The organism is Vagococcus carniphilus, assembly GCF_014397115.1.
GTDB classification, from domain to species: Bacteria; Bacillota; Bacilli; order Lactobacillales; family Vagococcaceae; genus Vagococcus; species Vagococcus carniphilus.
Genome location: NZ_CP060720.1, coordinates 1,231,927 through 1,257,839, shown reverse-complemented (window position 1 = coordinate 1,257,839; position 25,913 = coordinate 1,231,927). Strand labels below are relative to the sequence as shown.

28 protein-coding genes are annotated in these 25,913 nt (G+C 32.9%); 7 read left to right on the top strand and 21 right to left on the bottom strand.

Features of this window, described 5'->3' with window-relative positions; genetic code table 11:
* The first annotated feature begins 52 nt into the window (after positions 1–52).
* The 5 genes from H9L18_RS06285 (at position 53) to H9L18_RS06265 (ending at position 4,792) form a co-directional block, all read left to right on the top strand.
* Complete coding sequence (locus H9L18_RS06285) at positions 53–1,243, top strand: acetyl-CoA C-acetyltransferase (RefSeq protein ID WP_126791765.1); 1,191 nt, start codon at positions 53–55, stop codon at positions 1,241–1,243.
* A 22-nt stretch (positions 1,244–1,265) separates the two neighbouring features.
* A complete protein-coding gene (locus tag H9L18_RS06280; RefSeq protein ID WP_126791767.1) occupies positions 1,266–1,916 on the top strand; it encodes a CoA transferase subunit A in 651 nt (216 codons plus the stop codon).
* A 3-nt stretch (positions 1,917–1,919) separates the two neighbouring features.
* Entirely contained in the window at positions 1,920–2,579 is a 660-nt protein-coding gene (locus H9L18_RS06275; protein WP_126791769.1) for a 3-oxoacid CoA-transferase subunit B, read from the top strand.
* A gap of 25 nt (positions 2,580–2,604) precedes the next feature.
* On the top strand, positions 2,605–3,384 hold the full coding sequence (locus H9L18_RS06270; RefSeq protein ID WP_126791771.1) for a 3-hydroxybutyrate dehydrogenase: 780 nt from the start codon (positions 2,605–2,607) through the stop codon (positions 3,382–3,384).
* 76 nt (positions 3,385–3,460) lie between these two features.
* On the top strand, positions 3,461–4,792 hold the full coding sequence (locus H9L18_RS06265; RefSeq protein WP_126791773.1) for a GntP family permease: 1,332 nt from the start codon (positions 3,461–3,463) through the stop codon (positions 4,790–4,792).
* A gap of 42 nt (positions 4,793–4,834) precedes the next feature.
* On the opposite strand, the gene H9L18_RS06260 is transcribed toward H9L18_RS06265, so the two are convergent.
* The 7 genes from H9L18_RS06260 to H9L18_RS06230 all read right to left on the bottom strand — a co-directional run bounded on the left by H9L18_RS06260 (position 4,835) and on the right by H9L18_RS06230 (position 12,015).
* Positions 4,835–7,678: an endo-beta-N-acetylglucosaminidase gene (locus H9L18_RS06260; protein WP_126791775.1), complete on the bottom strand. Its 2,844-nt coding sequence runs from the start codon at positions 7,676–7,678 to the stop codon at positions 4,835–4,837.
* Positions 7,679–7,890: 212 nt separating this feature from the next.
* Positions 7,891–8,271: a VOC family protein gene (locus H9L18_RS06255; protein ID WP_126791777.1), complete on the bottom strand. Its 381-nt coding sequence runs from the start codon at positions 8,269–8,271 to the stop codon at positions 7,891–7,893.
* A complete protein-coding gene (locus H9L18_RS06250; RefSeq protein WP_126791779.1) occupies positions 8,268–8,903 on the bottom strand; it encodes a GyrI-like domain-containing protein in 636 nt (211 codons plus the stop codon). Before H9L18_RS06250 ends, H9L18_RS06255 begins: the two co-directional genes overlap by 4 nt.
* A 4-nt stretch (positions 8,904–8,907) precedes the next feature.
* A complete protein-coding gene (locus H9L18_RS06245) occupies positions 8,908–9,285 on the bottom strand; it encodes a DUF3224 domain-containing protein (protein ID WP_185847403.1) in 378 nt (125 codons plus the stop codon).
* A gap of 66 nt (positions 9,286–9,351) precedes the next feature.
* Positions 9,352–9,597, bottom strand: a complete 246-nt coding sequence (locus H9L18_RS15585) for a WCX domain-containing protein (protein WP_126791783.1) — start codon at positions 9,595–9,597, stop codon at positions 9,352–9,354.
* A gap of 24 nt (positions 9,598–9,621) precedes the next feature.
* Complete coding sequence (locus tag H9L18_RS06235; protein WP_126791785.1) at positions 9,622–10,275, bottom strand: helix-turn-helix transcriptional regulator; 654 nt, start codon at positions 10,273–10,275, stop codon at positions 9,622–9,624.
* Between the two features lie 21 nt (positions 10,276–10,296).
* On the bottom strand, positions 10,297–12,015 hold the full coding sequence (locus H9L18_RS06230; protein ID WP_185847405.1) for a sensor histidine kinase: 1,719 nt from the start codon (positions 12,013–12,015) through the stop codon (positions 10,297–10,299).
* A gap of 114 nt (positions 12,016–12,129) precedes the next feature.
* On the opposite strand from H9L18_RS06230, the gene H9L18_RS06225 reads away from it, so the two are divergent.
* Positions 12,130–12,831 carry a response regulator transcription factor gene (locus H9L18_RS06225; protein WP_126791789.1) on the top strand — a complete coding sequence of 234 codons (702 nt, stop codon included), beginning with the start codon at positions 12,130–12,132 and terminating at the stop codon, positions 12,829–12,831.
* Here H9L18_RS06225 and citG read toward each other — a convergent pair.
* From citG to H9L18_RS06165, 12 genes are all read right to left on the bottom strand, one after another.
* A complete protein-coding gene (citG, locus tag H9L18_RS06220; protein WP_126791791.1) occupies positions 12,824–13,681 on the bottom strand; it encodes a triphosphoribosyl-dephospho-CoA synthase CitG in 858 nt (285 codons plus the stop codon). The two genes, H9L18_RS06225 and citG, sit on opposite strands and share 8 nt — an antisense overlap.
* The gene (locus H9L18_RS06215) at positions 13,668–14,375 is read right to left on the bottom strand and encodes a GntR family transcriptional regulator (protein ID WP_126791793.1); all 708 of its coding nucleotides are present in this window, start codon (positions 14,373–14,375) and stop codon (positions 13,668–13,670) included. The genes citG and H9L18_RS06215 overlap by 14 nt, the downstream gene beginning before the upstream one ends.
* Before the next feature lie 117 nt (positions 14,376–14,492).
* Complete coding sequence (locus H9L18_RS06210) at positions 14,493–15,884, bottom strand: oxaloacetate decarboxylase subunit alpha (RefSeq protein WP_126791795.1); 1,392 nt, start codon at positions 15,882–15,884, stop codon at positions 14,493–14,495.
* Positions 15,877–16,428, bottom strand: a complete 552-nt coding sequence (gene citX, locus H9L18_RS06205; protein ID WP_126791797.1) for a citrate lyase holo-[acyl-carrier protein] synthase — start codon at positions 16,426–16,428, stop codon at positions 15,877–15,879. Before citX ends, H9L18_RS06210 begins: the two co-directional genes overlap by 8 nt.
* Positions 16,421–17,953: a citrate lyase subunit alpha gene (gene citF, locus H9L18_RS06200; protein ID WP_126791799.1), complete on the bottom strand. Its 1,533-nt coding sequence runs from the start codon at positions 17,951–17,953 to the stop codon at positions 16,421–16,423. Before citF ends, citX begins: the two co-directional genes overlap by 8 nt.
* A 1-nt stretch (position 17,954) precedes the next feature.
* On the bottom strand, positions 17,955–18,842 hold the full coding sequence (gene citE, locus H9L18_RS06195) for a citrate (pro-3S)-lyase subunit beta (RefSeq protein ID WP_126791802.1): 888 nt from the start codon (positions 18,840–18,842) through the stop codon (positions 17,955–17,957).
* Positions 18,830–19,144 (bottom strand): citrate lyase acyl carrier protein, encoded by a 315-nt coding sequence (gene citD / locus H9L18_RS06190; protein WP_126791804.1) that lies wholly within the window; start codon positions 19,142–19,144, stop codon positions 18,830–18,832. Before citD ends, citE begins: the two co-directional genes overlap by 13 nt.
* A 2-nt stretch (positions 19,145–19,146) precedes the next feature.
* Positions 19,147–20,142, bottom strand: a complete 996-nt coding sequence (citC, locus tag H9L18_RS06185; protein WP_126791806.1) for a [citrate (pro-3S)-lyase] ligase — start codon at positions 20,140–20,142, stop codon at positions 19,147–19,149.
* Between the two features lie 17 nt (positions 20,143–20,159).
* A complete protein-coding gene (locus tag H9L18_RS06180) occupies positions 20,160–20,303 on the bottom strand; it encodes an OadG-related small transporter subunit (RefSeq protein WP_126791808.1) in 144 nt (47 codons plus the stop codon).
* A gap of 38 nt (positions 20,304–20,341) precedes the next feature.
* Entirely contained in the window at positions 20,342–21,463 is a 1,122-nt protein-coding gene (locus tag H9L18_RS06175) for a sodium ion-translocating decarboxylase subunit beta (protein ID WP_126791810.1), read from the bottom strand.
* 30 nt (positions 21,464–21,493) lie between these two features.
* Entirely contained in the window at positions 21,494–21,892 is a 399-nt protein-coding gene (locus H9L18_RS06170; RefSeq protein WP_126791812.1) for an acetyl-CoA carboxylase biotin carboxyl carrier protein subunit, read from the bottom strand.
* Positions 21,886–22,221, bottom strand: a complete 336-nt coding sequence (locus H9L18_RS06165; protein ID WP_126791814.1) for a hypothetical protein — start codon at positions 22,219–22,221, stop codon at positions 21,886–21,888. The genes H9L18_RS06170 and H9L18_RS06165 overlap by 7 nt, the downstream gene beginning before the upstream one ends.
* 348 nt (positions 22,222–22,569) lie before the next feature.
* Between H9L18_RS06165 and H9L18_RS06160 the strand changes: the two genes are divergently transcribed.
* Complete coding sequence (locus H9L18_RS06160; RefSeq protein ID WP_126791816.1) at positions 22,570–23,916, top strand: CitMHS family transporter; 1,347 nt, start codon at positions 22,570–22,572, stop codon at positions 23,914–23,916.
* Between the two features lie 68 nt (positions 23,917–23,984).
* Here the strand turns inward: H9L18_RS06160 and H9L18_RS06155 are convergent, their stop codons facing one another.
* Together H9L18_RS06155 and H9L18_RS06150 are read right to left on the bottom strand one after the other, a co-directional pair.
* Entirely contained in the window at positions 23,985–24,677 is a 693-nt protein-coding gene (locus tag H9L18_RS06155) for a putative ABC transporter permease (protein WP_126791819.1), read from the bottom strand.
* A 42-nt stretch (positions 24,678–24,719) separates the two neighbouring features.
* Positions 24,720–25,901 (bottom strand): iron-containing alcohol dehydrogenase, encoded by a 1,182-nt coding sequence (locus H9L18_RS06150; RefSeq protein WP_126791821.1) that lies wholly within the window; start codon positions 25,899–25,901, stop codon positions 24,720–24,722.
* Between the last annotated feature and the right edge of the window lie 12 nt (positions 25,902–25,913).

Sequence of the window (25,913 nt, the reverse complement as noted above, 5' to 3'; positions counted from 1 at the left end):
ATATCTTGTGTGTGTGGAAACGTTTTACAAAAAAGAAAGGATTTAACATATTATGAAAAAAAATATTGTCATTGTTGAAGCTTTAAGGACTCCAATTGGTTCATTTGGAGGAGCATTTAAAAATATTTCTGCTGTAGATCTTGGAAGTACAGTCATGAAACGTATTTTAGAAACCACTCAAGTGAAACCAGATATGATCGATGAAATTATTTTAGGAAACGTGCTTCATGCAGGATTAGGACAAAATGTTGCACGACAAGTTGCCATTCACTCTGGTATACCAAGTGATAAAACCGCATTCACTTTAGACATGGTTTGTGGCTCTGGGTTAAAAGCGATTGAATTAGCAACTCAAAGTATCCTTTTAGGAGATGCAGAGATTGTGATAGCTGGTGGGGTTGAAAACATGTCGCAAGCAGCCTATGTTTTACAAAATCAACGTTTTGGCCAAAGATTAGGTAATGCCCAAGTGATTGATACTTTGGTAAACGATGGTTTAACGGATGCCTTTAATCACTATCATATGGGTATTACAGCTGAAAATGTTGCAAAAAAATATGGTATCACTCGTGAAGAACAAGATAAATTTGCTCAAGGTAGTCAAGAAAAAGCTGCTAAAGCTCTTGAAACTGAACGCTTCAAAGAAGAAATTGTTCCGGTTTCAATTCCTCAACGTAAAAAAGATCCTATTTTAATGGCACAAGATGAATACCCAAAACCTGGAACAACATTTGAAACACTACAAAAATTAAGACCTGCTTTTTTACCAGGCGAAGGAACCGTTACAGCTGGTAATGCTTCTGGAATTAATGACGGAGCTGCTATGGTGATGTTAATGACCGAAGAAAAAGCTAAAGAATTAGGTCTAAAAGTATTAGTATCTATTACCAGTTATGCAAGCGCTGGTGTGGCACCTGAGCTAATGGGAACTGGGCCAATTCCAGCTTCTAAAAAAGCTCTAAAAAAAGCCAATTTAACTGTGAACGATTTAGATTTAATTGAATCAAATGAGGCCTTTGCAGCTCAATCAATAGCAGTATTAAACGAACTAAAATTAAATAAAGATATTGTTAACGTTAACGGTGGAGCTATCGCACTGGGTCATCCAATTGGAGCTAGTGGAGCTAGAATCCTTGTTTCTTTAATCCATGAAATGAAAAAACGCAATGCAGAAAATGGTTTAGCGACATTATGCATTGGTGGGGGCCAAGGAACTGCTGTCGTTGTTAAAAATGAACAATAATAAATAGAAAGTAGGAACAAACATGTGTAAAACAATCACAATTAATGATGCTACAAAACTTATTAGTGATGGCGATACTATTATGGTGGGCGGTTTTATGGCAAATGGAACACCAGAAAAATTGATTGATGCTTTAGTTGAAAAGGGTGTTACAAATTTAACCCTCATTTGTAATGATGCTGGTTTTCCTGACAAGGGCGTTGGAAAAATGGTAGCTAATAAACAATTTTCAAAAATTATAGCTTCTCATATCGGTTTAAATAAAGAAGCTGGTCGACAAATGAATGAAAAAGAAACAATCATTGATCTTGTTCCTCAGGGTACTTTAGCTGAACAGATTCGTTCTGGAGGCTTTGGTCTGGGTGGATTTTTAACGCCAACTGGCATAGGAACTCTAGTTGAAGAAGGTAAAGAAATCATCTCTATAGATGGGAAAGATTATTTACTAGAAAAACCTATAAAAGCTGATGTTGCATTAATTTTTGCAGATAAAGCAGATGAAAATGGTAACCTTCAATATTTAGGTTCTGAAAATAACTTTAACCAAGTAATGGCAAGTAATGCTGATACTACAATCGTTGAAGCTAGAGAAATTGTCAGTGTAGGAGAAATTAATCCTAATTTTGTCCATACCCCTGGCATATTTGTTAACTATTTGGTGAAAGGAGAATAATCAATGTCAATAGAACAAGTTGTTTTATCAAAAGAGGAAGTTCAATCACGTATCGCTAAACGTGTCGCACAAGAATTAGAAAATAATACATTAGTCAATTTAGGAATTGGTTTACCAACTAAAGTAGCTAATTATATTCCAGAGGATGTTACTATTACTTTACAATCCGAAAATGGATTTGTTGGATTAACTGCAGGTACTGAAGATAATTATGATCCTTCAATTGTCAACGCGGGAGGGCAACCAGTCGGTATTTTACCAGGTGGTGCGTTTTTTGATAGCTCTACCTCATTTGGTATCATCAGAGGTGGACATGTGGCAGCGACTGTTTTAGGCGCTCTTCAAGTTGATCAACACGGAAATATTGCTAACTATTTAATTCCCGGAAAAATGGTGCCTGGTATGGGTGGTGCAATGGATTTATTAGTAGGAGCAAAAAAAGTTATTGTTGCTATGGAACATACAAATAAAGGAAAACATAAAATTTTAAATGAGTGTTCTCTTCCATTAACTGCTCAAAGTGTTGTTAGTATGATTATTACTGAGATGGGTGTTTTTGAATACCAAGAAGATGGACTATGCGCTATTGAAATTCATCCTGATTTCACTTTTGAAGAAGTCCAAGAAGCAACAGAAGCAATTTTAATTAATAAAACAAAATAAAATAATATATTGGAGGATTTTTATAATGACACATTCAAAAGAAGTTGCATTTGTAACAGGAGCAGCAAGTGGTATTGGTAAACAGATTGGTGAAACTTTCCTAAAAGAAGGTAAAACTGTGGTCTTTTCAGATATTAACAAAGAAAAATTAGATGAAGTTGTAGCAGATTACAATAAAGAAGGTTTTGATGCTTTTGGTGTTCTATGTGATGTAACAAGTGAAGATGCTATCAACAGTGCCATTGATACAGTCGTTGAAAAATATGGACGTATTGATATTTTAGTTAACAATGCTGGACTACAACACGTATCAATGATTGAAGACTTCCCTGCTGACAAATTTGAATTTATGGTTAAAATTATGTTGATTGCTCCTTTTATCGCTATCAAACGTGCCTTTCCAACTATGAAAGCTCAAAAACATGGACGTGTAATCAATATGGCTTCTATCAACGGAGTAATTGGATTTGCTGGAAAATCTGCTTACAACTCTTCAAAGCATGGTCTAATCGGCTTAACAAAAGTTGCTGCTTTAGAAGCTGCTGACTCTGGTATTACTGTTAATGCTATTTGTCCTGGCTACGTGGATACTCCACTTGTAAGAGGGCAATTTGAAGATTTATCTAAAACACGCAATATTCCATTAGAAAATGTTTTAGAAGAAGTATTGTACCCACTAGTTCCTCAAAAACGCTTAATTGATGTTCAAGAAATTGCTGATTACGTGTCATTCTTAGCAAGTGACAAAGCTAAAGGAGTAACAGGTCAAGCTTGTATCTTAGATGGCGGTTACACTGCTCAATAATTTAATTGCTAGACAAAGAGACTGACACTTTTAGTTCGTCTCTTTGTTTTCTCAAATAAGGAGGATAATTATTATTATGGAAATTATTGGTTCTATTGGTGTACTATTGGGTGTTATTGCCATCATATACTTTTCGTTAAAAGAAATTAACATTATTATTGCTGCACCACTTGCAACAGCAATCGTTATTTTATTTAATCAAATGGATCCTATCACTTCACTTTTAGGTAAAGAAGCAAATCAGTATATGGGGGCTTTATCAACTTATATTTTAAATTATTTTGCTATTTTTTTATTAGGTTCTATCTTAGCTAAATTAATGGAAGTTAGTGGAGCTACAACAGCTATAGCTGATTATATTTTAAAAAAAGTTGGTTATGATAGTCCATACAAAGTTCTTGTTGCGATTTTCGCTGTTAGTGCTATCTTAACTTATGGTGGTATTAGTTTATTTGTTGTTATGTTTGCTGTTTTACCTCTTGCAAGAAGCTTATTTAAAAAAATGGATTTATCTTGGAATCTGATTCAAGTTCCTCTTTGGTTAGGTATTGCCACATTTACAATGACAATCTTACCTGGTACACCTGCAATTCAAAACGTTATTCCTATTCAGTATTTAAACACTTCTCTAACTGCAGCTGCAATTCCTAGTATACTAGGTTCTATTGGCTGTATTACTTTTGGCTTATTTTATATGAAATATTGTTTAAATAAAAGTTTAGAAAAAGGAGAAACTTATTCTACTTATGTCCTAGATGCTAATGAAGTTGTTGAAGAAAAAGAACTCCCTAATTTTATCCCTAGTATCTCGCCACTTCTTTTACTAATCATACTTGCCTTATCCGGTAGTATTTTTGGAGGAGAGTTTTTAAAGAAAAATATCATTTACATTGCTTTACTTTCAGCTATTATCTTAGCATTCATTTTATTTAGAAATTTTATTCCTGAAAAAATTAAAACCTTTAACTTAGGAGCTAGTGGTTCTATTGCCCCTATTTTTGCGACAGCTTCTGCAGTTGCTTTTGGAGCAGTAGTTATGATTGCACCCGGTTTTAAATTTTTCTCTGATTTAATTTTAAATATCCCTGGAAATCCTTTAATTAGCCTGACTGTTTTAACTTCATCCATGTCTGCTATTACAGGTTCATCATCAGGAGCTTTAGGTATTGTAATGCCCAACTTTGCACAGTTTTATTTAGATAAAGGCGTTGATCCTGAAATGATCCATAGAGTCGCAGCAATTGCTTCTAATATATTAACAATTGTTCCTCAAAGTGGTGTTTTCTTAACATTTCTTGCTTTGACTGGCTTAAATCATAAAAATGCTTTTAAACAAACCTTTATTACCGTTTCAGTAGGAACATTAATTGCTGAAATAATCGTTATATTAACTGGTTTATTATTCTAATAAAAAGAACATGACTCATAATAAATGAATCATGTTCTTTTTCTATTTCAAACCATATACGCCTAAATCATAAATCCTCACAGCCGTATCTGATCCTTGTGTTGGTTTATCAGTCGTCAAACGAACGAAACGTGCTTTTGTAGCTGCAAAAGTATCTACAGTTTCTCCTAACTCATTACCTATAACCCGAGTTACTTGTTTAAAGTTTTTTCCATCTTCACTTACTTCAATCGTATAGGCTCTTGTATTCATATCTGCTCCTTCTCCACCTGCTTCGGCATGACCGATATGAACTTCACTAACTGTTTTTATACTTCCTAAATCAACTGTTATATGATGAGGTGGATTACCCGTGGCACACCATTTAGTATCTAGTTTACCATCTACAGCAAACTCAGGTGCTTCACCATCATTAACAAATGAGGAAGCTTCCGTCTTAGCACCTTTTGATAAAAGTTTTAAATCTCCAGATGCCTTATCATCGACTGTAATTAAGTCTTTCATCTCAACCTGAGTTTTTCCTGATTTGTTTTTAGCTGTTAATTTTACTTGATAAACGCCTGGATTCTTAAAGGTAACTGTTGGAGACTTCTCTTTACTCGTCTCGATGTTGGCTCCTTCAAATTCCCATGTGACACTATCTGTATTTTTGGAAGAAGTATTATTAAATGTTACAGATTCTCCTGGTGCAATGAGTGTTCTACTTGCTTTAAACGATGCTTTTGGCACTGTGTTATCAGGCCACTCCATAGTAACAGAATTTGAGGCTTTTCCTTCTTTTCCTTTAATTGAAACAGGAACCACTTCAAAATCTGTTTTTGTTTCTTCTTTTTGTCTTTCTAGTCCATTAATATAAAAATTATTTGCTGGAGTTGCGCCTAAGAAAGTTCGTGTTTTATCTTTATTAACTCTAAAAATCTCATAATGAGATAGATTAGATGATCTACTTTCTTCCCAAATTAATCTAACTCCTGCAAAATTGCTTTCTTCTTCGTCAAAAATGGTATCTTCAATCTTTAGATTTTTAACTAAAATTTTGTCATCTTTCATTTTTGGTAATACACTTATTTGACCAAACTTCATTTCATACGTATCTGATTTTGTTTGAGAAATAATCTCGTAATCAATTGAAGTAATTGTTTTATTTCCAATTTTTTTCATGTCGTATGTAACAGTCGTCCAGTCCTTATCAATCATTTTATCTGATTTAATCGTTTTATTTGAACCATCAACAAACCCTAAAATAAGATTTAATTCAGTTTCTTCAGATGCTTTAGCAGTTGTTGTAAATGTTACATCTTTAGATAAATTAACTTTTGTTTCATATAATTTCATCTTACTTGGAGTTTTTTTATCCATTTGCCCTCGAAGTTTTAATGAATTTCCACCTTGATAGGCTTCTGTATAATCCATTGTTGCATCAAGCTTATTTTCTTTTTCATGATCAAACTGCCAGCGATAAGTCGGTAAAATATCTTGCATACTTCGGTTATTCCATTCCATACTAGAAACTTTCTCTCCATCAATGAAATAATTATAACCATTTCCTAAATTAAAATTAGTGACAAAAGGCAACTCTGTAATAGCAGTCTGCTCAACAGAAAAAGTTGAAATACCAGGCCACTCTTCTCCTTTAGGTAGCTTGCCTTTTGATGAGTCTGACTCATCATTTACCCAAAACATGCTTTCTTTTTCTTCAAAATCAGTTGGGTTATCAGAAGAGGCATGCGTCCAACTAGGCACATATAATCCTAATGATGTATACGGATTGCCTTTGTCATCAGTTAAGAGACTCCAATTTACAGGAGTCATAAACCCATTTTCTTGTACGTCAATTCCTGCATACAAATCATAGGGATCTATTTTCAATTCTTTTGCCTTTTCATTCGATGATTTTAATAACTCTTTTTTAGCTAATTCTTCTGTATTCCACCAAAAATTTAAAAACATACTATCTGATAAAGGTTCCATATTAGCATCAACCATGTAGTCTTTATTTTTATCTGTTAAAGCATTTTGCCAATCCATTTTCCCGTCACTTGTCATAGAGTCATACCACATAATATCAAGTTTATCTTTGGATTTATTTTTAAATTCCTTAATTAGTTCTTGCATTAAATCAGCATGTTCTTTCCTTAATCCCTCTTCTTTTTTCTCTTTCTCTTCCGTTTTCTTTCCATTTTTCACTTCATCAAAGCTAGTCACTTCAGTATCAGTTTCTTGATTAATAAACCAGCCATCAAATCCATAAACTTCAGCAACCTCAATCATTTTATCAACAATTGGAAATTCACCTTTATCATCTTTTGTTAAAAATGTCTCTAACCATTCAATTTTTCCACCATGAGCTGTTTGAGGAAAGAAAATAGTACCCAAAACAGGAACACCATTTTTATGAGCTAAATCAATCACATCTGGACTTGGAGGAACAATAATCCCCTCACCTGATGAACCGCCCCAATAAACAAGTTGATCAATGTACTGCCAATAGGAAAAAACATTTGCATCAAAGTTATTAATTCCTCTTGGTGCATTACCACTTGTACTGCTGTTCATAATTGATAGTGCAACAACGTTCATCTCATCATTTTGCGTTTTGTTTGCTTTAGGTAACTCTTTTTTCTCAACTCGTTTAGCTAACGGAATAGTGCTCACATTGTATTTAGCATCTAAATCATTTTTAAAATTCCAAGCAAGTAAGTCTTCTGGAAACCAGTAAGAAGACTCTGGTTGATTTTCCATTCCTTTATCTACTTTAGCTTTTGGTGTTTCAGTAAATTTAATATCATTTCCTGCAGACTGACTTGTACTACATCCTGTTAAAATAACAGCAGTTGCTGTTGTCAATAATAAATAAGTCGAAAATTTCCCTGAATTTTTGTACATTATTTTGCTCCTCCTTAATTTTTTCAAACAAGTTTCCATTAAATGAATTTATCCATAGAATCACGCTTGTTCTTATATTAAACCATCCTACTTATACAGGATAACGTTTTCATTTTTCAATAAGAAGAAACAAATTAAAGATTTAAACAAACAAATTAAAGAAAAAAGCCTTCCTCGTTCTTTAAAATAAAAAAACAAAGAAGGCTTTTAATTTAGTTTTCATTAACAAATAGACTAATGATGTTTCGGTCCGCATCTCGAACAAGAGCGTAATATTGTTTCCAAGGAGCTAAGAAAGGTTCTTGGATTATCTCAAACTGATTCTGACGTATTTTTTCAACTAGTTCATTGACTTCTTTTTTACTTTCACATAAAAAAGCCAACTCAATTTTATCACCAGTTATTTCTGGTTTAAAGCCTAAAACTTCTGTTATCATCTCTATTTTATTAAGAGAGATTCTGACACCTTCATTATTAAGCTCTACATAACTAGCTGTTTCATCACCTTCCAAAAGTTGAAACCCAAGTAATTGATAAAAAGAGATTGATTCTTTCATATTCTCAACAATCAGTCCGACCATATCTAATTTCATGACTCATTCAACTCCTTTAACTTATAGCGAAGAACTGTTTTTCTTTTTTCTGGAGTAACCCTTCTTGCATCAGATAGATAGATTTCTCTGTGAGCATAGCTTTTCATTGTCCAATTCTTGGAATAACCTGCCTCTTTTAGAAACATATCCATTTTTTCAAAACTCATTTGTTCAGTATCAAAACTTCCTGTGTGAATAATTTGACTCACAAGGCCTTCTTCATAAGATTCAAAAACAAGATCATCTAAATAAGGATTTACTTTTTTTCCTTTGGTATTTTCAATCGCTTCTAACACCATTTCTTTTGTCGCTGATTCAGGTTGTCTAATCATTATCCGATAAACCAGTGCCTCTTTATTTAATGACTCATCTCTTGATCCGTCACTCGTTGTCCAGACTCCTTCTAATGGATAAACAGTATATTCGAAAGCTTCACAACCTATACCTTTCTTTAACTTCATCCTAATTGCATAGGAAACACTGTACAGGGCTTCTATTTGCTGACTGAACTCTGGTCTATTAGGATTACCTTCACCCTCTAAAATCAAAAAATTAAAAGCAGGTATTCTTGTTATTTCAATTTTTTTAGGTAAGTAGATGTCTTTTTCTTGTTTTCGCCATTCATGTTTCATCGTGCTACTCTCCTATATTAGTTTTTAATTCAAGAAGCATACCGTCATTTGCGGGATAATAAGTGCCTTCTCCTGAAATATCAAAAAATTCACCTGTTCCACTACCTTTAACAATCGAAACATTTGCTTCATATTGATTATTAATAAAACTTCCACGGTCATACAAAACAAAGCTTCCTTGTTTCTCTCCAATATTTCCTTCAAATAGCATAAATCCTTCAAATCGGCTAGAAGATGCATGAATTTCTTCTTTGTTATAATTTAAATAATAAATACTATAATCGACTTGAATTTGCCCTGTTAAAGCTCCTTCAATTTTATAAGTAGCTTTCGCATGTGCTATTTTTTCTTCAATTGTAAACTCTTCGTGCCAGTCTATCACCTTAAAAATACTTTTTCCACTAAATTCATCCTCTCCTGATAAATATAGTTTAACAAACCTTTTTGACTACCGTATGTCATATTGCTTCAAAATACTTTGAGCTTGTTGAATTATTTTTTGTCTAAGATTCAAAGGCTTGATCACCTTGAGTGTTCCTCCAAACCCTAACAACACTTCGATAAACCAATTTTCCATAGGCATTTCTTTTTCGACTATAAGTTTATTATCAACTTCTTTAATTTCTTCTTCTGAAAACATATCATAGACTCTGGCTCTAACTTCTAAATCAAACTCCAATGAAACGAAAATCATCTTAACTGAGTTAGAGATTCCTTCCTAAAACTGATTAATATCTTCTTTTTCAATCGGTTTAAATTTTTCTGGACTAAACCTTTCCCCAGATAAACACGTTTTTCTGATTCTACTAAGGCGAAATAATCTCATTTCTTGTCTTAGGCGACAAAAACCATATACGTACCATACTTGAGATTTACAAACTATATTAATCGGTTCAATTTCTCTTGTTGTTACTTCTCCTGAGTAAGAGACATAATCAAAACCAATCACACGGCTTTCTTCAATTGCTTTTTCAATTTCTGTTAAAGAGATATGTTTACTTTTCCAAAGGCTTAAATCAAAAAAATACGGTGATTGAGATTTATTTTTTTCAACAAGATAAGCCATTTTTTGATTTAATTCTTCTAATTTGGGATGATGAAAACTAGAAGTTAAACTCTGACTCATTTCATATACAGCCTTTTTTTCAACATCAGAAAATAGAAAAGAATTTAATTGGTAATCCTCATCTATATAAAAGCCTCCAGCATTTCCCTTCTTTGAATAAATTGGAATACCTGCTAAAGATAACGTATCAATATCTCGGTAAATCGTTCTAACCGAGACTTGGAAAATATCAGCTATTTCATTTGCTTTAATATATTTTTTAGAAAGTAGAGAGACCAAAATATACATTAGTCGTTCAATTTTCATTAGTTTTCCTCTCTCAAGTAGTTAGATAGGTATTCTGATAGAAAATGTTGTTCCATTTTCGTCAGAAAAAAGTTTAACTTCCCAACCATATTTTTTAGCTAAAGATGTCACAACAAACAAGCCTAGACCTGTTCCACCTGTTTCATCTTTTGTCGTGTAAAAAGGCGTCACAAGTACTTTATCTTGAATTTCTTTTGGTATCCCTGGACCATTATCCATAACTTTAATAACTATTATTTCTTTGTTTTTAAAATGGAACGGATTTTTTTTACTATCATCTGCTTTTTCTTTAGATACCGAGACAATTATCTTTCCTTGGCCCTTACCAATTGCTTGGTAGGCATTTGTGATTAAATTGAATAAAATATTTTGAATGTCTTGTGGTTCCATTGAAATACTTGGATAGTTAGTGTCAATAATCTGTAAATCCAATTCAATATTTTTAGGAATCAATGGACGAATTGTTTTAACACCCTCACTAACTGCCTCAACAATGTCAGAATCTCTTTTTTCTTTATTATCTAATTTAGCAAACCTTAAAATATTTCCAGATAATTCTTGTCCCTTTTTAGCAGATAAATAAATAGATTCTAAATCACTAAATAGTGCCTCATCTTCATTATTTTCTTCCATCATTAATTTTGTCATGCCAAGAAGTGGTGTTAATATATTATTTAAGTCATGAACTATGGTTGTCGAAACAATTCCAATTGTTTCAAGTTTAGACTCTTGTTGAATTTTTAAATCTAGATCATGTCTGATTCTTTCTTCTTCTCGTCTTTTTTCTGATTCTTTATATTTAATGTACACCTTATATTGATGTTGATACTGTCTTAAAATAAAAATAAATAAAATAAATACAATGACAATAATGATAAAAATTACCAATAATAGTAACAAGTTTTCAGCAGTTAATCCTTTTCTTTCTTTCACATCAGAATTAGTTGCTACTACCCAACGACTTTCACCAATGTTTACCCACTTAAAGACACTCATTTTAGCAGCCTCTGTCGGCTGTTCTTGATCCCACCAATAGGAATCATAGTAAATAGTTCCTTCTTCCTGATTTTGTTGAATTTTCTCAACTTTTTCTAAACCATGAAAATCAAAAGAAGGGTAGTTTTTTTTCCGATCTTTTGTAATATTTAAATTAATTTGATTCGTTGATGGATGCATAATAACAACAAAATCACTGTTTTTAATCATCGTATACCCTTGATAAACTTGTGAGCCATTCTTTATTTGATTTTTATAAAGTCGTTGTAAATTAATAGGTGCCACAATTGATTTTTGACTTTTTTTATCATAAATATATAGATTAATGTAGTACAATCCATTTAAAAAATATTCTTTGCCATTACGAATTTCCTTATTTTCTAAAAATTTATTTAAACTCTTATCTTTATCAAGATACTCTTCATCCAGTTGATTCACAGAAAATTCAGCTTGATCATTAAATCTAACTGAAACTTTGTGATTAAATGTTTCATCAAGTAAAAATAATCCCTCTACTTCATCTTTTGTAATCGCTGACAATGAAGCCAACTCTTTTTTATCAACATCATTGGAATCTAGGCTAGCAATTAATTCAGAAGACTGTTCTTGTAACAATACATAATATTTTTCAATATTTTGTTCTAAAATACTAATCGCATAATCATTTGTTTTTCCCAAATAATCTTCAGCACTCTTATTAATTCTTTTCTCAATACTGAAATAGCTATTTACTAATAAAACCATTGATAGTACTATTAAACTTAGTAAAGAAACAAACATTATTTTTATTCGCTTATCTGAAGGTTTAGAAAGCAACGACATCACCTTTTTTAATTTTTTAAGGAGGCAAAATAAAGAATGAAGAACCAAAAAATCCTTGTAGTTGACGACGATCCTATTATTAGAAAACTAACATGGAGAGCTTTTCAGTCTACAGGTCTTTTAATATATCAAGCAGACTCTATTGATTCAGCTATCGATATTTCATCTCGTATTTCTTTTGATTTATTTTTATTAGATGTTGGACTTACCTATGAAAACGATGGTTACTATTTAGCTCAACACTTACGTGAACACTTCCCCTTAACACCTATTATCTTCTTAAGTGGAAAAACAGAGGAACAAGACATTATTACGGGACTCGAAACTGGAGCAGACTATTACATCACCAAACCATTTTCTATCGATTATTTAAAAGCTCAAGTTACTAGTACTTTAAATCGTTATCAAACAATCAAAAAAGATTTAAAACCTGTAGCTGAAAAAGTCAACGTAGGACCATTTCAGTTTGATAAAAAAACCTTTAGCTTCTATAAAAATGAAGACAAAATAGAGATGTCATCAAAAGAAGCTAATCTTATGCTCTTCTTCATGGAGAATCCAAATCAAGTATTTTCAAAAGAACAAATTCTTTTAAACGTTTGGAATGATCAATCTGGAGAAGCTAATTTGGTTAAAGTCTATATTAATTATTTACGAAACAAAATAGAAGATGATCCTAAAAAACCTGAATTTCTCAAAACAATTTGGGGTATAGGTTACAGTTTTACAATTAATTAACCTTTTCTAATGAGAATAGAAAAATCCCCAATGCAAGTAAATCAGCCGAACCACCTGGGCTCAGATTTTTAGCAATCATTTTTTCATCTAATTCTTTTAAATGACTTATTAATTCAGCTTTAGAGATATCTAATTGCTGAATTTTTTTTGCTTCCGTCTTTAAATATAAAATTCCTTCTTCTCCACCACGATGGTAAATATTACTATCTTCAACATCACTCATTAAATCAACAAAACCTCTTAAGAAGCGCTCTTCTTCTTCTAAAAGGCGGTATTTTCTTAAACTTGGTAAAAGGTTATCTCTTAATGATTCATAACCAGATTCAGCCTCACCACGAACACCTTTAATCCCTTTTTTCAGAAACAATTTTTCCCCATTTGTTAGGTTCTCTTTTTTTTCTAACTGCTTAAAATCTCTTGAAGCAAGTCCCGCGCACATTTCTTTTGTGTAGTTCAAAATCTCTTCAATATCCGTTTCAAGTAGCTCTACTTTAGACGTTTTTTGATAGTAATTGCCAATTGAAGCTAAAATAACTGCAAAAGAAAAATTTGCTCCTTTGTGTGTATTAATATTTTGAGTAGCTTTCATCATTTCCTTTTCTGCTTTAGCTCCAAGATTCCTTACTTTTTCAAATAGTTCTAAGGCAGTTCCTTTATGATTTTGACCTAATAAAAAATACCCTTCAAAAAATGGGAAAATAGCTTCGGCGCTATCATAAAATGTTGTTAAAGTCATATCACTATGCGAACCATTATTTAACCGATCAACAAGACCTGGTTTGGGGCTCAAATTTACTTCTTTAAGTAACGCTTCAAAAGCCTTAATCGAAACCTCTTTACTCTTCTCCATACGCAATTTCTCTTTCTTCCATTTCTTTTACAATAAATTGTAATGATCTATCTAAGTGTTCATGTGTAATTAACGTTATTTGCTCTGTATCTTTATTTTTAATGCCACGATAGATTAACCAATGTTCCGCCATAGCATCATCACGACGATCGCTTGAGCGTATCGCTAAGTCCCTAAAATAAACAAGATAGGTTTGGAGTTTCGTTACAATAGATTTTAACCGTAACATGTCACTTTTTTCATAAATAAACGAATTAAAATCAGAAAAATTCTCTAATAATTCATCTACTCGATCTTCTGAGTTCAACTTATTTCCATACTCTAAAAGTTGCTTCATTTCCTCCAAGTCTTCATCTGTCATTAATTCCATCGCTTTAATTGTTGCTAATGTATCCAACGCTTTTCTAATATCATATATCTCATAAGCATCTTTAATTGAAATACCTTTAACAATTGTACCAATACCTTTTTGATGAACAACTAATTTTTCATCTAACAAACGCTGCAAAGCATACCTTATTGGCGTTCGACTAATATTAAATGCTTCTGAAAATTCCAATTCATTGATTCTCTCTCCAGCACCAATTTCCCCAAGAATAATTGTTTTTCTTAATGCTAAATAAATTGCTTCCTTTAAAGGTATATTTGTTGTTAAATCAATATTTTTCTTTACAATATCAACTGTTTTAACCAAGTTTATCACTCTCATCCATTATTTTATGATAACCCTATTTTATCTTCTTTTATCCATAATGTATATATATCGATAGACAAAAGAAGAGGTCGACTTATGTCATAACCTCTTCTATCTCTATAACTCTATACTTACTTCTACATTTTGAATAACAACATCATAAAACGGATCTTCACGTCTTCCTAAGAAATCTTTTCCTTGCTTAGGAAATAGAGCATAACTTAGAATGTCTTCTTCACTTTTAGCGTACTCTGAAATCTCTTCCTTGAAAAGATCAAAACTTGGCGCAAGTAAATCAGCTGGACGAACAGTTACACGTTCATCATCACCAATTATTTTTTCAATAATTTCTTGTTCAATTGGAACTGGTGAAGCTCCGTAAAGCCCTTTAACATAATCTTTTATCTCTGAAGGCACTAATTTGTATCTTTCTCCTGATAAGACATTCATCAAAGCTTGAGTTCCTACCATTTGTGATAAAGGGGTCACTAAAGGTGGATAGCCCATATCTTTTCTTACTTTTGGCACTTCTTCTAAAACTTGCTCGTACTTATCAGCATTTCCTTGTTCTGTTAACTGACTTAACAAGTTTGAAAGCATTCCACCAGGCACTTGATAAAGAAGTGTCTTAGGCTGTGTATCTTTTACTTTAGGATTAAGTGTGCCATCTTCTCTAAATTTATCTCGAATCACACCAAAGTAATCCGAAATTTCTTCTAATTTTGTCATATTAAGACCAGTATCATACCCTAAATTTTGTAAACCAAAGGCAACTGATTCTGTTGCTGGTTGACTTGTTCCACCACTAAACGGGGAGATTGCTGTATCAATAATATCTGCTCCAGCTTCAACAGCTTTTAAATAAGTCATTTCAGAAATACCACTTGTTGCATGTGTATGAACTTCAATTGGGATGTTAACATCTTGTTTAATTTTTGTTATTAATTCAAAAGCTGTTTCAGGTAGTAATACCCCAGCCATATCTTTAATACAAATTGAATCTGCACCAAGTTTAGCCATATCAATAGCAAGCTGATGAAAATACGTCACTGTATGAACATCACTTGTCGTATATGAAATAGCCATTTGACAATGTCCACCATATTTTTTAATAGCCTTAACTGAAGTTTCTAAATTTCTCAAATCATTAAGAGCATCAAAAACACGGATAATATCAATGCCATTTTTAATTGATTTTTCAATAAACTTTTCTACTACATCGTCAGAGTAGTTTTTATATCCTAAAAGGTTTTGTCCTCTTAATAGCATTTGAAGTTTAGTATTCTTTACTTCTTTTCTAATTGTACGTAGTCTCTCCCATGGATCCTCATCTAAAAATCGGAGACAAGAATCAAAAGTAGCACCACCCCAAACCTCTAAAGAATAAAAACCTGCTTCATCCATTGTTTTTAAAATGGGTAACATATCTTCAATAGGCATTCTTGTCGCGATTAAGCTTTGTTGACCATCACGAAGAACTGTTTCCATAAACTTTACTTTTTTAGTCATTTAGCATATCCCTTCTTTCTTCAATATATTCGGAAATGGCTAGTTGTAAGTCTTCAACCGAATGAGTTCGATTTCTCCCACAAGCTTTTGCATCTTCATTACAAATAAAACACTTTCTTGGAGTTAAATCAAAATCTTTTCTACTTATTAAAGTGATGTTTCCATCCACTAAATTTACTACATCTAAATCAAATAAACGGCCAAAATTTGCAGTTTCTTCTAGCATAATTAATTGCTTTTTAATAGATTCTTTTTCTTTTTCTAAAAGAAAATAACCTTCATGTCCAGTTTTATCATGAGATAACTCTTTCAAAAACAGACAATCTTTAAACAAAATCGTTAACTCTTCAAAAAGATGATCAAAAATTTGAGTTATCTCAGGAATTACTTTTACGCTTCCTGGAATATTCATTGTCATGCTCACTAAAGTTAGCGCGTCATGAGACGTTAACAAGCTCATTTGTTTTTCTTGGCGACGTTCTCGCGCTTCTAACATATCTAGAAGCACGACCTCTTCATCTGAAACAAATAAATTCTTAGACATTTTTTACCACATCAATAATAGTTCCGTCACGGTATTCAATTAAAGCAACTGTTTTTTCACCATATTCAATCTTATCTGGAACGCCAACAATGGCATACGCTTTTTCTTGTAATTCTTCAATCGTATATTGAGGAACATCCAAGTTCTTAAAGGCTTCAATTAAATCTTGACGAGCTGGATTAATGGCAATACCAATCTCTGTTACAACCACATCAACACTTGAACCTGGTGTAACAACTGTGTTGACTGCTTCAACTATTGTTGGAATTCTACCACGAACTAATGGTGAGATAATTAAGCTCATTTTACAAGCAGCACTTGTATCACTATGACCACCTGATGCGCCACGGATAACACCGTCTGAACCAGTAATAACATTAACATTAAAGTCTGTATCAATTTCTAAAGCAGAAAGAATAGCCACATCTAATTGATTAATAGCAGCTCCTTTACTTAATGGAGAAGCATAAAAATTAGCATCAATTTCGTAATGGTTTTCTGAATTACCTAAAGAAATACCTGATGGATGATCAAAATCTTGAACATCTATAATTTTCTTAACTAAACCTTCTTCTAATAATTCCACCATTGCATTAGTGATTCCACCAAGAGCAAAGTCTGCTGTAATATTTTCTTTAATCATGGTCTCTCTCATAAAACGAGACACAGCTAGTGACGCACCACCTGTACCTGTTTGGAAAGAAAATCCTTCTTTAAAATAAGGTGATTTAGTAATAACTTTTGACGCATATTCTGCAATCAATAACTCTTTAGGATTTTTTGTAAAACGTGTCGCTCCTTTAGCAATTCCATCTGGATCTCCAATTGCATCAACTTCAACAACATAATCAACATCTGTTTGAGGAATACTAATTGGTGTATTTGGGTAGTCTACAAGGTAATCTGTAATAATAACAACTTGTTCTGCATATTTGGCATCAATCATCGCGTAACCTAATGAACCACAAGTCGCTTTACCAACTGTTCCATTTACGTTTCCATAAGCATCAGAGCTTGGTGCACCTAAAAAGGCAACATCAATTTTAATATCTCCACGGGCAATCGCACGAGCACGTCCACCGTGAGAGCGAATAACAACAGGATTTTCCATAATGCCTTCTGAAATAGCAGCTCCAACTTTATCTCGTAAGCCACTAGAAGTGATATTGGTTACAACACCATTTTTAATGTGACCAATTAAAGGCTCATGAACATTGGCAATTGAGCTTGGTGCAATCGAAATATTTTTAATCCCCATCTCAGCGATAGTGTCCATAACCATGTTCATGACAAAGTCGCCTTCTCTAAAATGATGGTGGAATGAAATTGTCATACCATCTTTTAGCCCTGTTTTTTCAATTGCTTCTTTGATACTTCCTAATAATTTCGTATCTCTTGGTTTTACAGGATTAATTTGTCGGCTATGTTCTTGATAAGTTTTTATTTCTTCAAACTCTCCACCAAACACACCATATTGTTCTGCAAATTCTTGAGGGATATCTCTACCTAATTTATTTTGACCCATTTTATAAATCCTCCTCAGAAATTAATTTAGCTGCTTTAGCTAAAGCGATTACACGTTCAGCACGCTCTACGATTGGTTTGTCAATCATCTTACCATTTAAGGCAATAACACCTGAGCCTTTTTCTTCTGCTTCACGAATAGCCCAGATAACTTCTTTAGCATGTTGAATTTCTTTTTCAGTTGGTGCGTAAATATCATTGACCACTGGAATTTGTCTTGGGTTAATAACTGATTTACCATCAAAACCTAATTGTTTGATTCGGCGAACCTCATCAGCAAAACCTTCCATATTGTTAACATCAGAATAAACAGTATCAATTGCTGCAATCCCCGCTGCACGAGCTGCATGTAAAATATAGCTTCTAGCAAAGAATAATTCTTGTCCATCAGGATGTCTTTTTGTCTTCATGTTAGTAACATAATCTTCAGCACCTAAAGCGATACCAATTAGTCGATCAGAAGCAAGAGCAATTTCTCTAGCATTTAAAGTACCTTCTGCTGATTCAATTGCAGCCATCATTTTAGTACGGCCAACAGGAATATTGTTTTCCTTTTCAACTTTTTCAATAACCGCTTCAACATCAACAATGTCTTGTGCAGTCTCAGTTTTAGGTAAACGGATAACATTAACTCCTGCTAAAACCATTGCTTCAACATCTTGGGCTCCAACTGTGTCTAACCCATTAATTCTAACCACTGTCTCTACATTCGAATAATCAAATGTTTTTAAAGCAAAATGGACTAATGTTCTTGCTGAATCTTTTTCTTTTAAAGAAACCGCATCTTCTAAATCAAACATAATTGAATCTGCTCCATAAAGGGCAGCATCTCTTAACATTGCAGCGTTTGCACCAGGCACAAACATCATTGTTCTTCTTAAACGTTCCATGAGTCAATCTCCTTCCAATCGTATTGATTAATATCTTCTTTTGAAGCACGGTGAACAGCTGTAATTGTTCTTGCCATAACTGTACAATCCAAAGCTCCTTTATCAATAGCCACGACCTTAGCAGATGATACATTTAAATTTTCCAATGACTTGGTAATGACTTCTCTAATTCTTCGACCAAATTGTTTTTCTACACTACTTTCAAGATGTAAACTAATTCCTTCTGTTTCACTTTTTTGGATAGTTATCATAATATCACTAGATTCCAAAGTTCCAGCAGAAGCTGTTTTTTTGATTTCCATTTTCATTCTCCTCTAGTTAGTAAGTAATTGTAGGTTGTCTCAGGTACCATTTTTTTAATCTTAGACCAATTTTTTTCTTCATAAGCTTTTCTTACTTTAGTCGCACTGATTATTTCTGACTCAACTTCTTTTCTATTTAAAATAATCAATTCAATATCTGTTTGAAATTCAGTTTTCATCGCTTCATTATAGACATTAGTTACTTTCGAATAAGGCTCATCTCCAACAAAACGTTTTTTTATGTTCAACGCTTTGGCAATTTTTTCCTTAAATAACTTAGCATCTAGCGTTGCCTGAGTTTTGGCAACAGCTAATTCTGCTCTTTCTTTTAGAAAATAGCTTGGAAATGTTGCTGATGACACTTGATACGTCATGGTTGGTAAGATTGTTACATTAGTAAGAGAGGCACACCCCTGTTTTACAAGTTCCATTCTTTCATCAGAAGAAAATTCTGATGAGTCCTCTGAAACAACAAAGACATAGACCCATTCACTCTGTTTTGATGCTTCTTCTACTAAATAGAAGTGACCTAAAGTGAATGGATTAGCATTCATTACAATGCTACTTGCCGTTTTAAAAGATTGTTTGTTTTGTTTCAATATTTCTAAAAAACTATCAAAATTTGGTTGTCCAAATTCCATAAACACAACTTGGTCAGTTCTGATAATTTCTTCAAACCCTAGTCCTTTAAAAAGAATAGCTGATTCAGGTTTAGTATATAAAAAAGTATGAAAAATCATTTGTTCTTTCAAATACTCAAGAAGATGAGTTACCAGCTTAGCCAGCAAATCATTGCCTTGATAATCGGATGAGACAGAAACACACTTAATAATATTTTGATATAAAGAGGCCGTTCCAATTAATTGATTTTCATTAAAAATTCCAATTGTATAATCAACCTGAGTATCAACAGCTAGTTCATTTGATACAAGCAAATTTGACCATTCTTGAAACAATTTCTTATCTCGATTAAGCCAGATTCTTTTTATACTAAACACTGAATTCACCTGCTTCTTTATTTGTTTTCTTTATCTGCTGGAAAAGCTGCTAGCAATCCTTTTGATACTAAGAATAGGACGAATAAAACTAAAAATACGCCACCCATTCCAAACAACATTAACTCACCAGCCATTTTTAAGGCCTCCATATCTACACTCATTTATTTCACCTTCGCTTTCTTTTTCTAATCTATTTTTATTAGCTAAAGAATCCTAATAATAATCCACCTGCAATAACTGAAGCAATTTGTCCTGAAACATTCGCTCCAACAGCATACATTAAAACAAAGTTTTGAGGATCTTCATCTGTTGCCATTTTTTGGATAACACGACTTGACATTGGGAAGGCAGAAATACCAGCAGCCCCAATCATTGGATTGATTTTTTCTTTTCTAAACAAGTTAATTAATTTAGCAAATAAAACACCACCAACTGAGTCCATTACAAAGGCTACTAAACCAAAACAGATAATCATAAGTGTTTGAACATTTAAGAATAACTCAGCCTGCATTTTAACTGAAATTGTTAAACCTAATAAAATACTTACAATGTTCACTAATTCATTTTGGGCTGTCAATGATAATCTATCTAACACACCACATTCCCGTAACAAGTTACCAAACATTAGGAACCCAACTAATGGTAGAGAAATCGGTGAAATAAATCCAGCTACGATTGTAATAATAATTGGGAATAAAATCTTAGTCATTTTAGAAACACTTTCAGCTTTATAAGTCATTCTAATTTGACGTTCTTTTTTAGTTGTTACTGCCTTAATAGCTACCGGTTGAATAATAGGTACAAGAGCCATATAAGAATAGGCCGCTACTGTGATTGGTCCAAGTAGATTAGGTGCTAATTGGTTTGATACGAAAATAGCAGTCGGACCATCAGCAGCTCCAATAATACCTATAGAAGCAGCTTCTTTGATATCAAAACCAAAGAAAATAGCAACAATAATTGTAAAGAAAATACCAAATTGAGCCGCAGCTCCAAATAATAACATAAATGGATTTTGTAATAATGGACCAAAGTCAATCATGGCTCCAATACCAATAAATATTAAAAGTGGAAAAAGTTCTGTACTAATTCCTGCTTTAAATAGAATATCTAAAACACCTTCAGCTTCAGAACCGTTTACTGTTTGTGTTAAAACACCAGTTCCTGGGAAGTTAACAAGTAACGTTCCTAATCCCATTGGTACAAGCAATGTTGGCTCATACTCTTTCTTAATTCCTAAATACATTAAAATACATCCAATAAGCATCATGACAATTTGTCCCATTGTTATTGAAGTTATACCTTGGATCAATGATTCCACTTACTTCACTTCCTTTTTTTATTTAAATTTTTATTCAACTGTAATTAGTGCGTCTCCTGCATTAACTACCTGACCTTGTGGCACATGAATTGCTTTAACAACACCATTTTTCTTTGTTACAATTTCATTTTCCATTTTCATTGCTTCTAATATAAGTAACGGTTGGTTTTCTGTTACTGTATCCCCAACGTTTACTAATAATTTTAGAATAGTACCTGGCATCGGCGCATCTAATGTATTTTCTCCAGGAGCTACTGGTGCAGCAGATACAGCTGGTGCTGCTTGCTCGGCTGGTGCTTCTTGTACTGGAGCAGCAACTGGTGCGGCCTGTTGAACTGGTGCTGGTGCGGCTTGTGGTACTCCTCCAATTTCTTCCATTTCTACTAAGTACTCTTCGCCTTCTAATCTAATTTTAAATTTTCTTAACATTCTTTTTCTCCCTTTCTTTTTTGAATTCTCTTAACCACTAAAGGTGATCCATTTGATTCGATTGCGGCAATGCTTGCTGCAATCAATGAAATTTTTTTAGCTTCTGGGTTACGTTTTAAAACTTTTTTAACTACAAATGATGACTCTGGTGAATCACCAGTTGCAATTGAAGTAGCAATTAAACTAACTAACTTAGCTTCTTCTTTAGTTGCTTCTATATAAGGAGCAACATCAACGAAATCATCATTTTCTTCTTTTACTATTTTAGAAAGATGTTTTTCTTCTGATTCTTGCTTGTTACCCTTAAATAAAAAATCGAACAAACCCATTTTTGTACCTCCCTTTTAATTTTTTATTTAAGTCAATTATAGGTTGTTTTTTTCGATATTGTTGATATATCAGTGTTTTTTTGATGTTTTTTATTTTAGTAAATAGACTAAACCTGATCAAAACACTGATATATCAAGCTTTTATTTGATTTAACCTTTTTTTAACTTTTAATTAACATTTCATTAACATTCTATCTATCCAAGTGTTTTTTTTTTGTTTTTTAAAATAAAAAAGAACGATTATTTTAAAAAAAAGTTATAACATCTATGTAAGCATTACCAATCAAACGAATTAGTTTTTATTCATGATTTCACAATTGGTAATCAAAAAGAGAGGATGATAAAAGTATGTTATTAACAATTTTAGCCTATGCCATGATTATTGTATTTATGTACGTTATTATGAAGAAAAAAATGTCACCGTTTACTTCATTAGTAATTGTTCCATTAATCTTTACAATCATTGCAATGGTAACAGGGGTTGCTAAAAAAGGTAACATCGGCGACTTCGTTATGGAAGGTGTCAAAACAACTTCAAACACAGGTATCATGTTATTATTTGCTATTCTTTATTTCTCAATTATGTTGGATGCAGGTTTATTTGATCCAATCACTGAAAAAATGATTCGTTTTGCTAAAGGAGATCCAATGAAGGTCTTGGTCGCTACAGCAGTCGTTGCAGCAGCCGTATCATTAAATGGAGATGGAACAACTACTACTTTAATTACTTGTTCTGCATTCATTCCTATTTACAAAAAATTAGATATGAAATTAATGAACTTAGCAGTGTTGGTTATTTTACAAAATACAATTATGAACCTTTTACCATGGGGTGGACCTACAGCGCGTGCTATGGCTGTATTAGATGTTGGTCCTGAAATTTTATCTTACTTAATTCCTGGTATGATTCTATCTTTACTTTATGTTATTTGTTTTGTTGCCCCAAGAATGGGTAAAAAAGAACGTGCTCGTTTAGGAATTGTTAACTTAACTGAAGATGAAATTTTAACAATGACTAGTATTCAAGACCCTGAATTAATTGAAATTAGACGTCCTAAAAACTTTGCTTTTAACGGCATTTTGACAATTGTCTTAATCGCTTGGTTAGTAGCTGGCTCATTTATTCCTAAAATTGGAATGCCACCATTATTATTATTCTTAGTTGGTACTTGTATTGCTTTAATGGTAAATTATCCAAATCTTAAAGATCAATCTAAACGTATCGGTGCTAACGGTGGAGACGCTGTTCAAGTTGTTATTTTAGTATTTGCCGCTGGTATCTTTATGGGACTATTCCAAGGTTCTGGTATGGCTGATGCTTTAGCAATGAGCTTTACTAAGATTATTCCTCAACAATTGGCTGGATTCTGGGGATTAGTAGTTGCTTTAATTTCTGCTCCTGGTACATTCTTTATCTCAAATGATGGTTTCTACTTTGGTATCTTACCAGTCTTAGCAGAAGCTGGACGTTCATATGGTTTCTCAAATATGCACTTAGCTCTAGCTTCATTAATGGGACAAGCATTCCATTTACTAAGTCCATTAGTAGCTTTCATCTATTTACTATTAAGATTAACTGGATTAGATATGGGAGAATGGCAAAAAGAATCTGCTAAATACGCAGCAGGTATTTTCTTAATCTTTGTTGTGACTCTTATCGGTCTTGGCTTCATGCCTCTATACATTCCTCAATAAAAAGGAATAGAAAAACTAAAAAGACTTCTTATTAAATTCAATGACGAATTTGATAAGAAGTCTTCTTTTTATTTTTTTAATTTAAAATTTGGATAATTATTAACAATTCTATGCAAATTACGATGTTTCAATTGAGGTTTTTTACTATGGAGATGCTCTAATACACGCTGTCTGCTGTTAGATTCTTCATGATTAACAAATAAGTGTTTCAATCGATACTCTTTAATAACAGCATTTTCACTATCAGATGTATCTACAACAGCTTCCACTTCTTTCTTTGTCGTTAGTGTAAATAGCAATGTACTTAATACATCTGCACTAAAAATAACAAACAAGACAACAGGAAGCCAACCATTCGTCACCTGATTAACAGTATGAATCATTTCATCTACTCGAGGTTGAATGACTTGAACTAAAAATAGACAACCAAATCCCCAAAAGACCGAAACTGGAACAGCTACCCTTCCATGGATATTAAGAGGAACTTCTGAATAATCCCACAGCTGCATTTGAAAGAATTTTTCCAGTAGCCAACTTGTAATATATTCAACTATCGTCACAATGACTACAATATTAAAATATAAATTTAGCATTGTCCCATACTCTTTTGGAATTAGTAGTAACACTGCAACAACGCCAAACCCATAAACAGGACAATAAGGACCTAATAAGAAACCTCGATAAACAAAATGTTTTGCTTTAAATGAACAAAAAAAACTTTCCCATAGCCAACCGATAAAAGCATATACAATAAAAATCATAAATAGGTGCTGCAAAAAACCACTCCTTTAGATTTTTTCTTTTTAGAAGTTCATTTCTTCTAACGATGCTTCAAAAATCGCTAAGACATCTTCTTTGTCTAGTGACACATAAGCTTCAGTTGCTAAATCTTTATGTTTAATCGTTTGTTCTGCCATTTCTTCTAGTAATTTATTATCAATCCCTACTTCACCAAGAGTCATTGGAACACCCCACTCTTTAAAGGTTTCGTAAGTCAATTCAATCGCTTTTTGGGCTGTTTTCATCATGTCGTCATCTTTTTCAAGATCAAACACACGACGGCCGAACATCGCAAAACGCTCAGCTGTTTCTTCACTTAAAATATGTTGCATCCATCTTGGTGTAATAATTGCTAAACCAATACCATGAGTAATATCATAATAAGCACTTAATTCATGTTCCATTCCGTGGCATGACCAAATACCTGATTTTCCTGAACCCGTTAAACCATTTAAAGCAAGAGAACTTGCCCACATTAAATTGGCTCTTGCATCATAATCTTCTGGATTTTTCAAAGCAAGAGGTGTGTAATGATAGACTGTTCTCATCAAGCCTTCAGCAATTCCATCTTGAACCATTGTATTTGGTGTTTTGTTAAAATAATTTTCAAATAAATGACTTAAAATATCTGAGGAGCCTGCTAAAGTTTGATAGGTTGGAACAGAAAAAGTTAACGTTGGATCTAAAATAGATACTTTTGGAACAACTTTTCTTGAACCAAAACTTAATTTTTCTTTTGTCTCTACATTAGTTAAAACGGAACCACCGTTCATCTCAGAACCTGTTGCTGCAATCGTTAATATCGTTACAATTGGTAAAGCTTCTTTAACTAAACGACTATCCTGTGTAAAATCCCATGGATCACCTTGGTAAAATCTAGCAGCAGCAATTGCTTTGGTACAATCAATAGTAGAACCTCCGCCAACTGCTAAGCAGACATCAATATTATGTTCCTTACAAAGTGCTGCACCTTTTCTAACCGTTTCAATTCTTGGGTTAGGTTCTACTCCAGGTAACTCGAATAAATTAAAATCATCACCTAATAATTGATTAATTTTGTCATATAGGCCACTTCTTTTAATACTTCCTCCCCCATAAACGAGTAGTACATTCTTCCCAAAAGAACTTAATACATTTGGTAATTTATCTACTTGACCCTTACCAAACAAAATATTAGTTTCTGCTTTAAAATTAAAATTTTCCATAAACTCACCTGT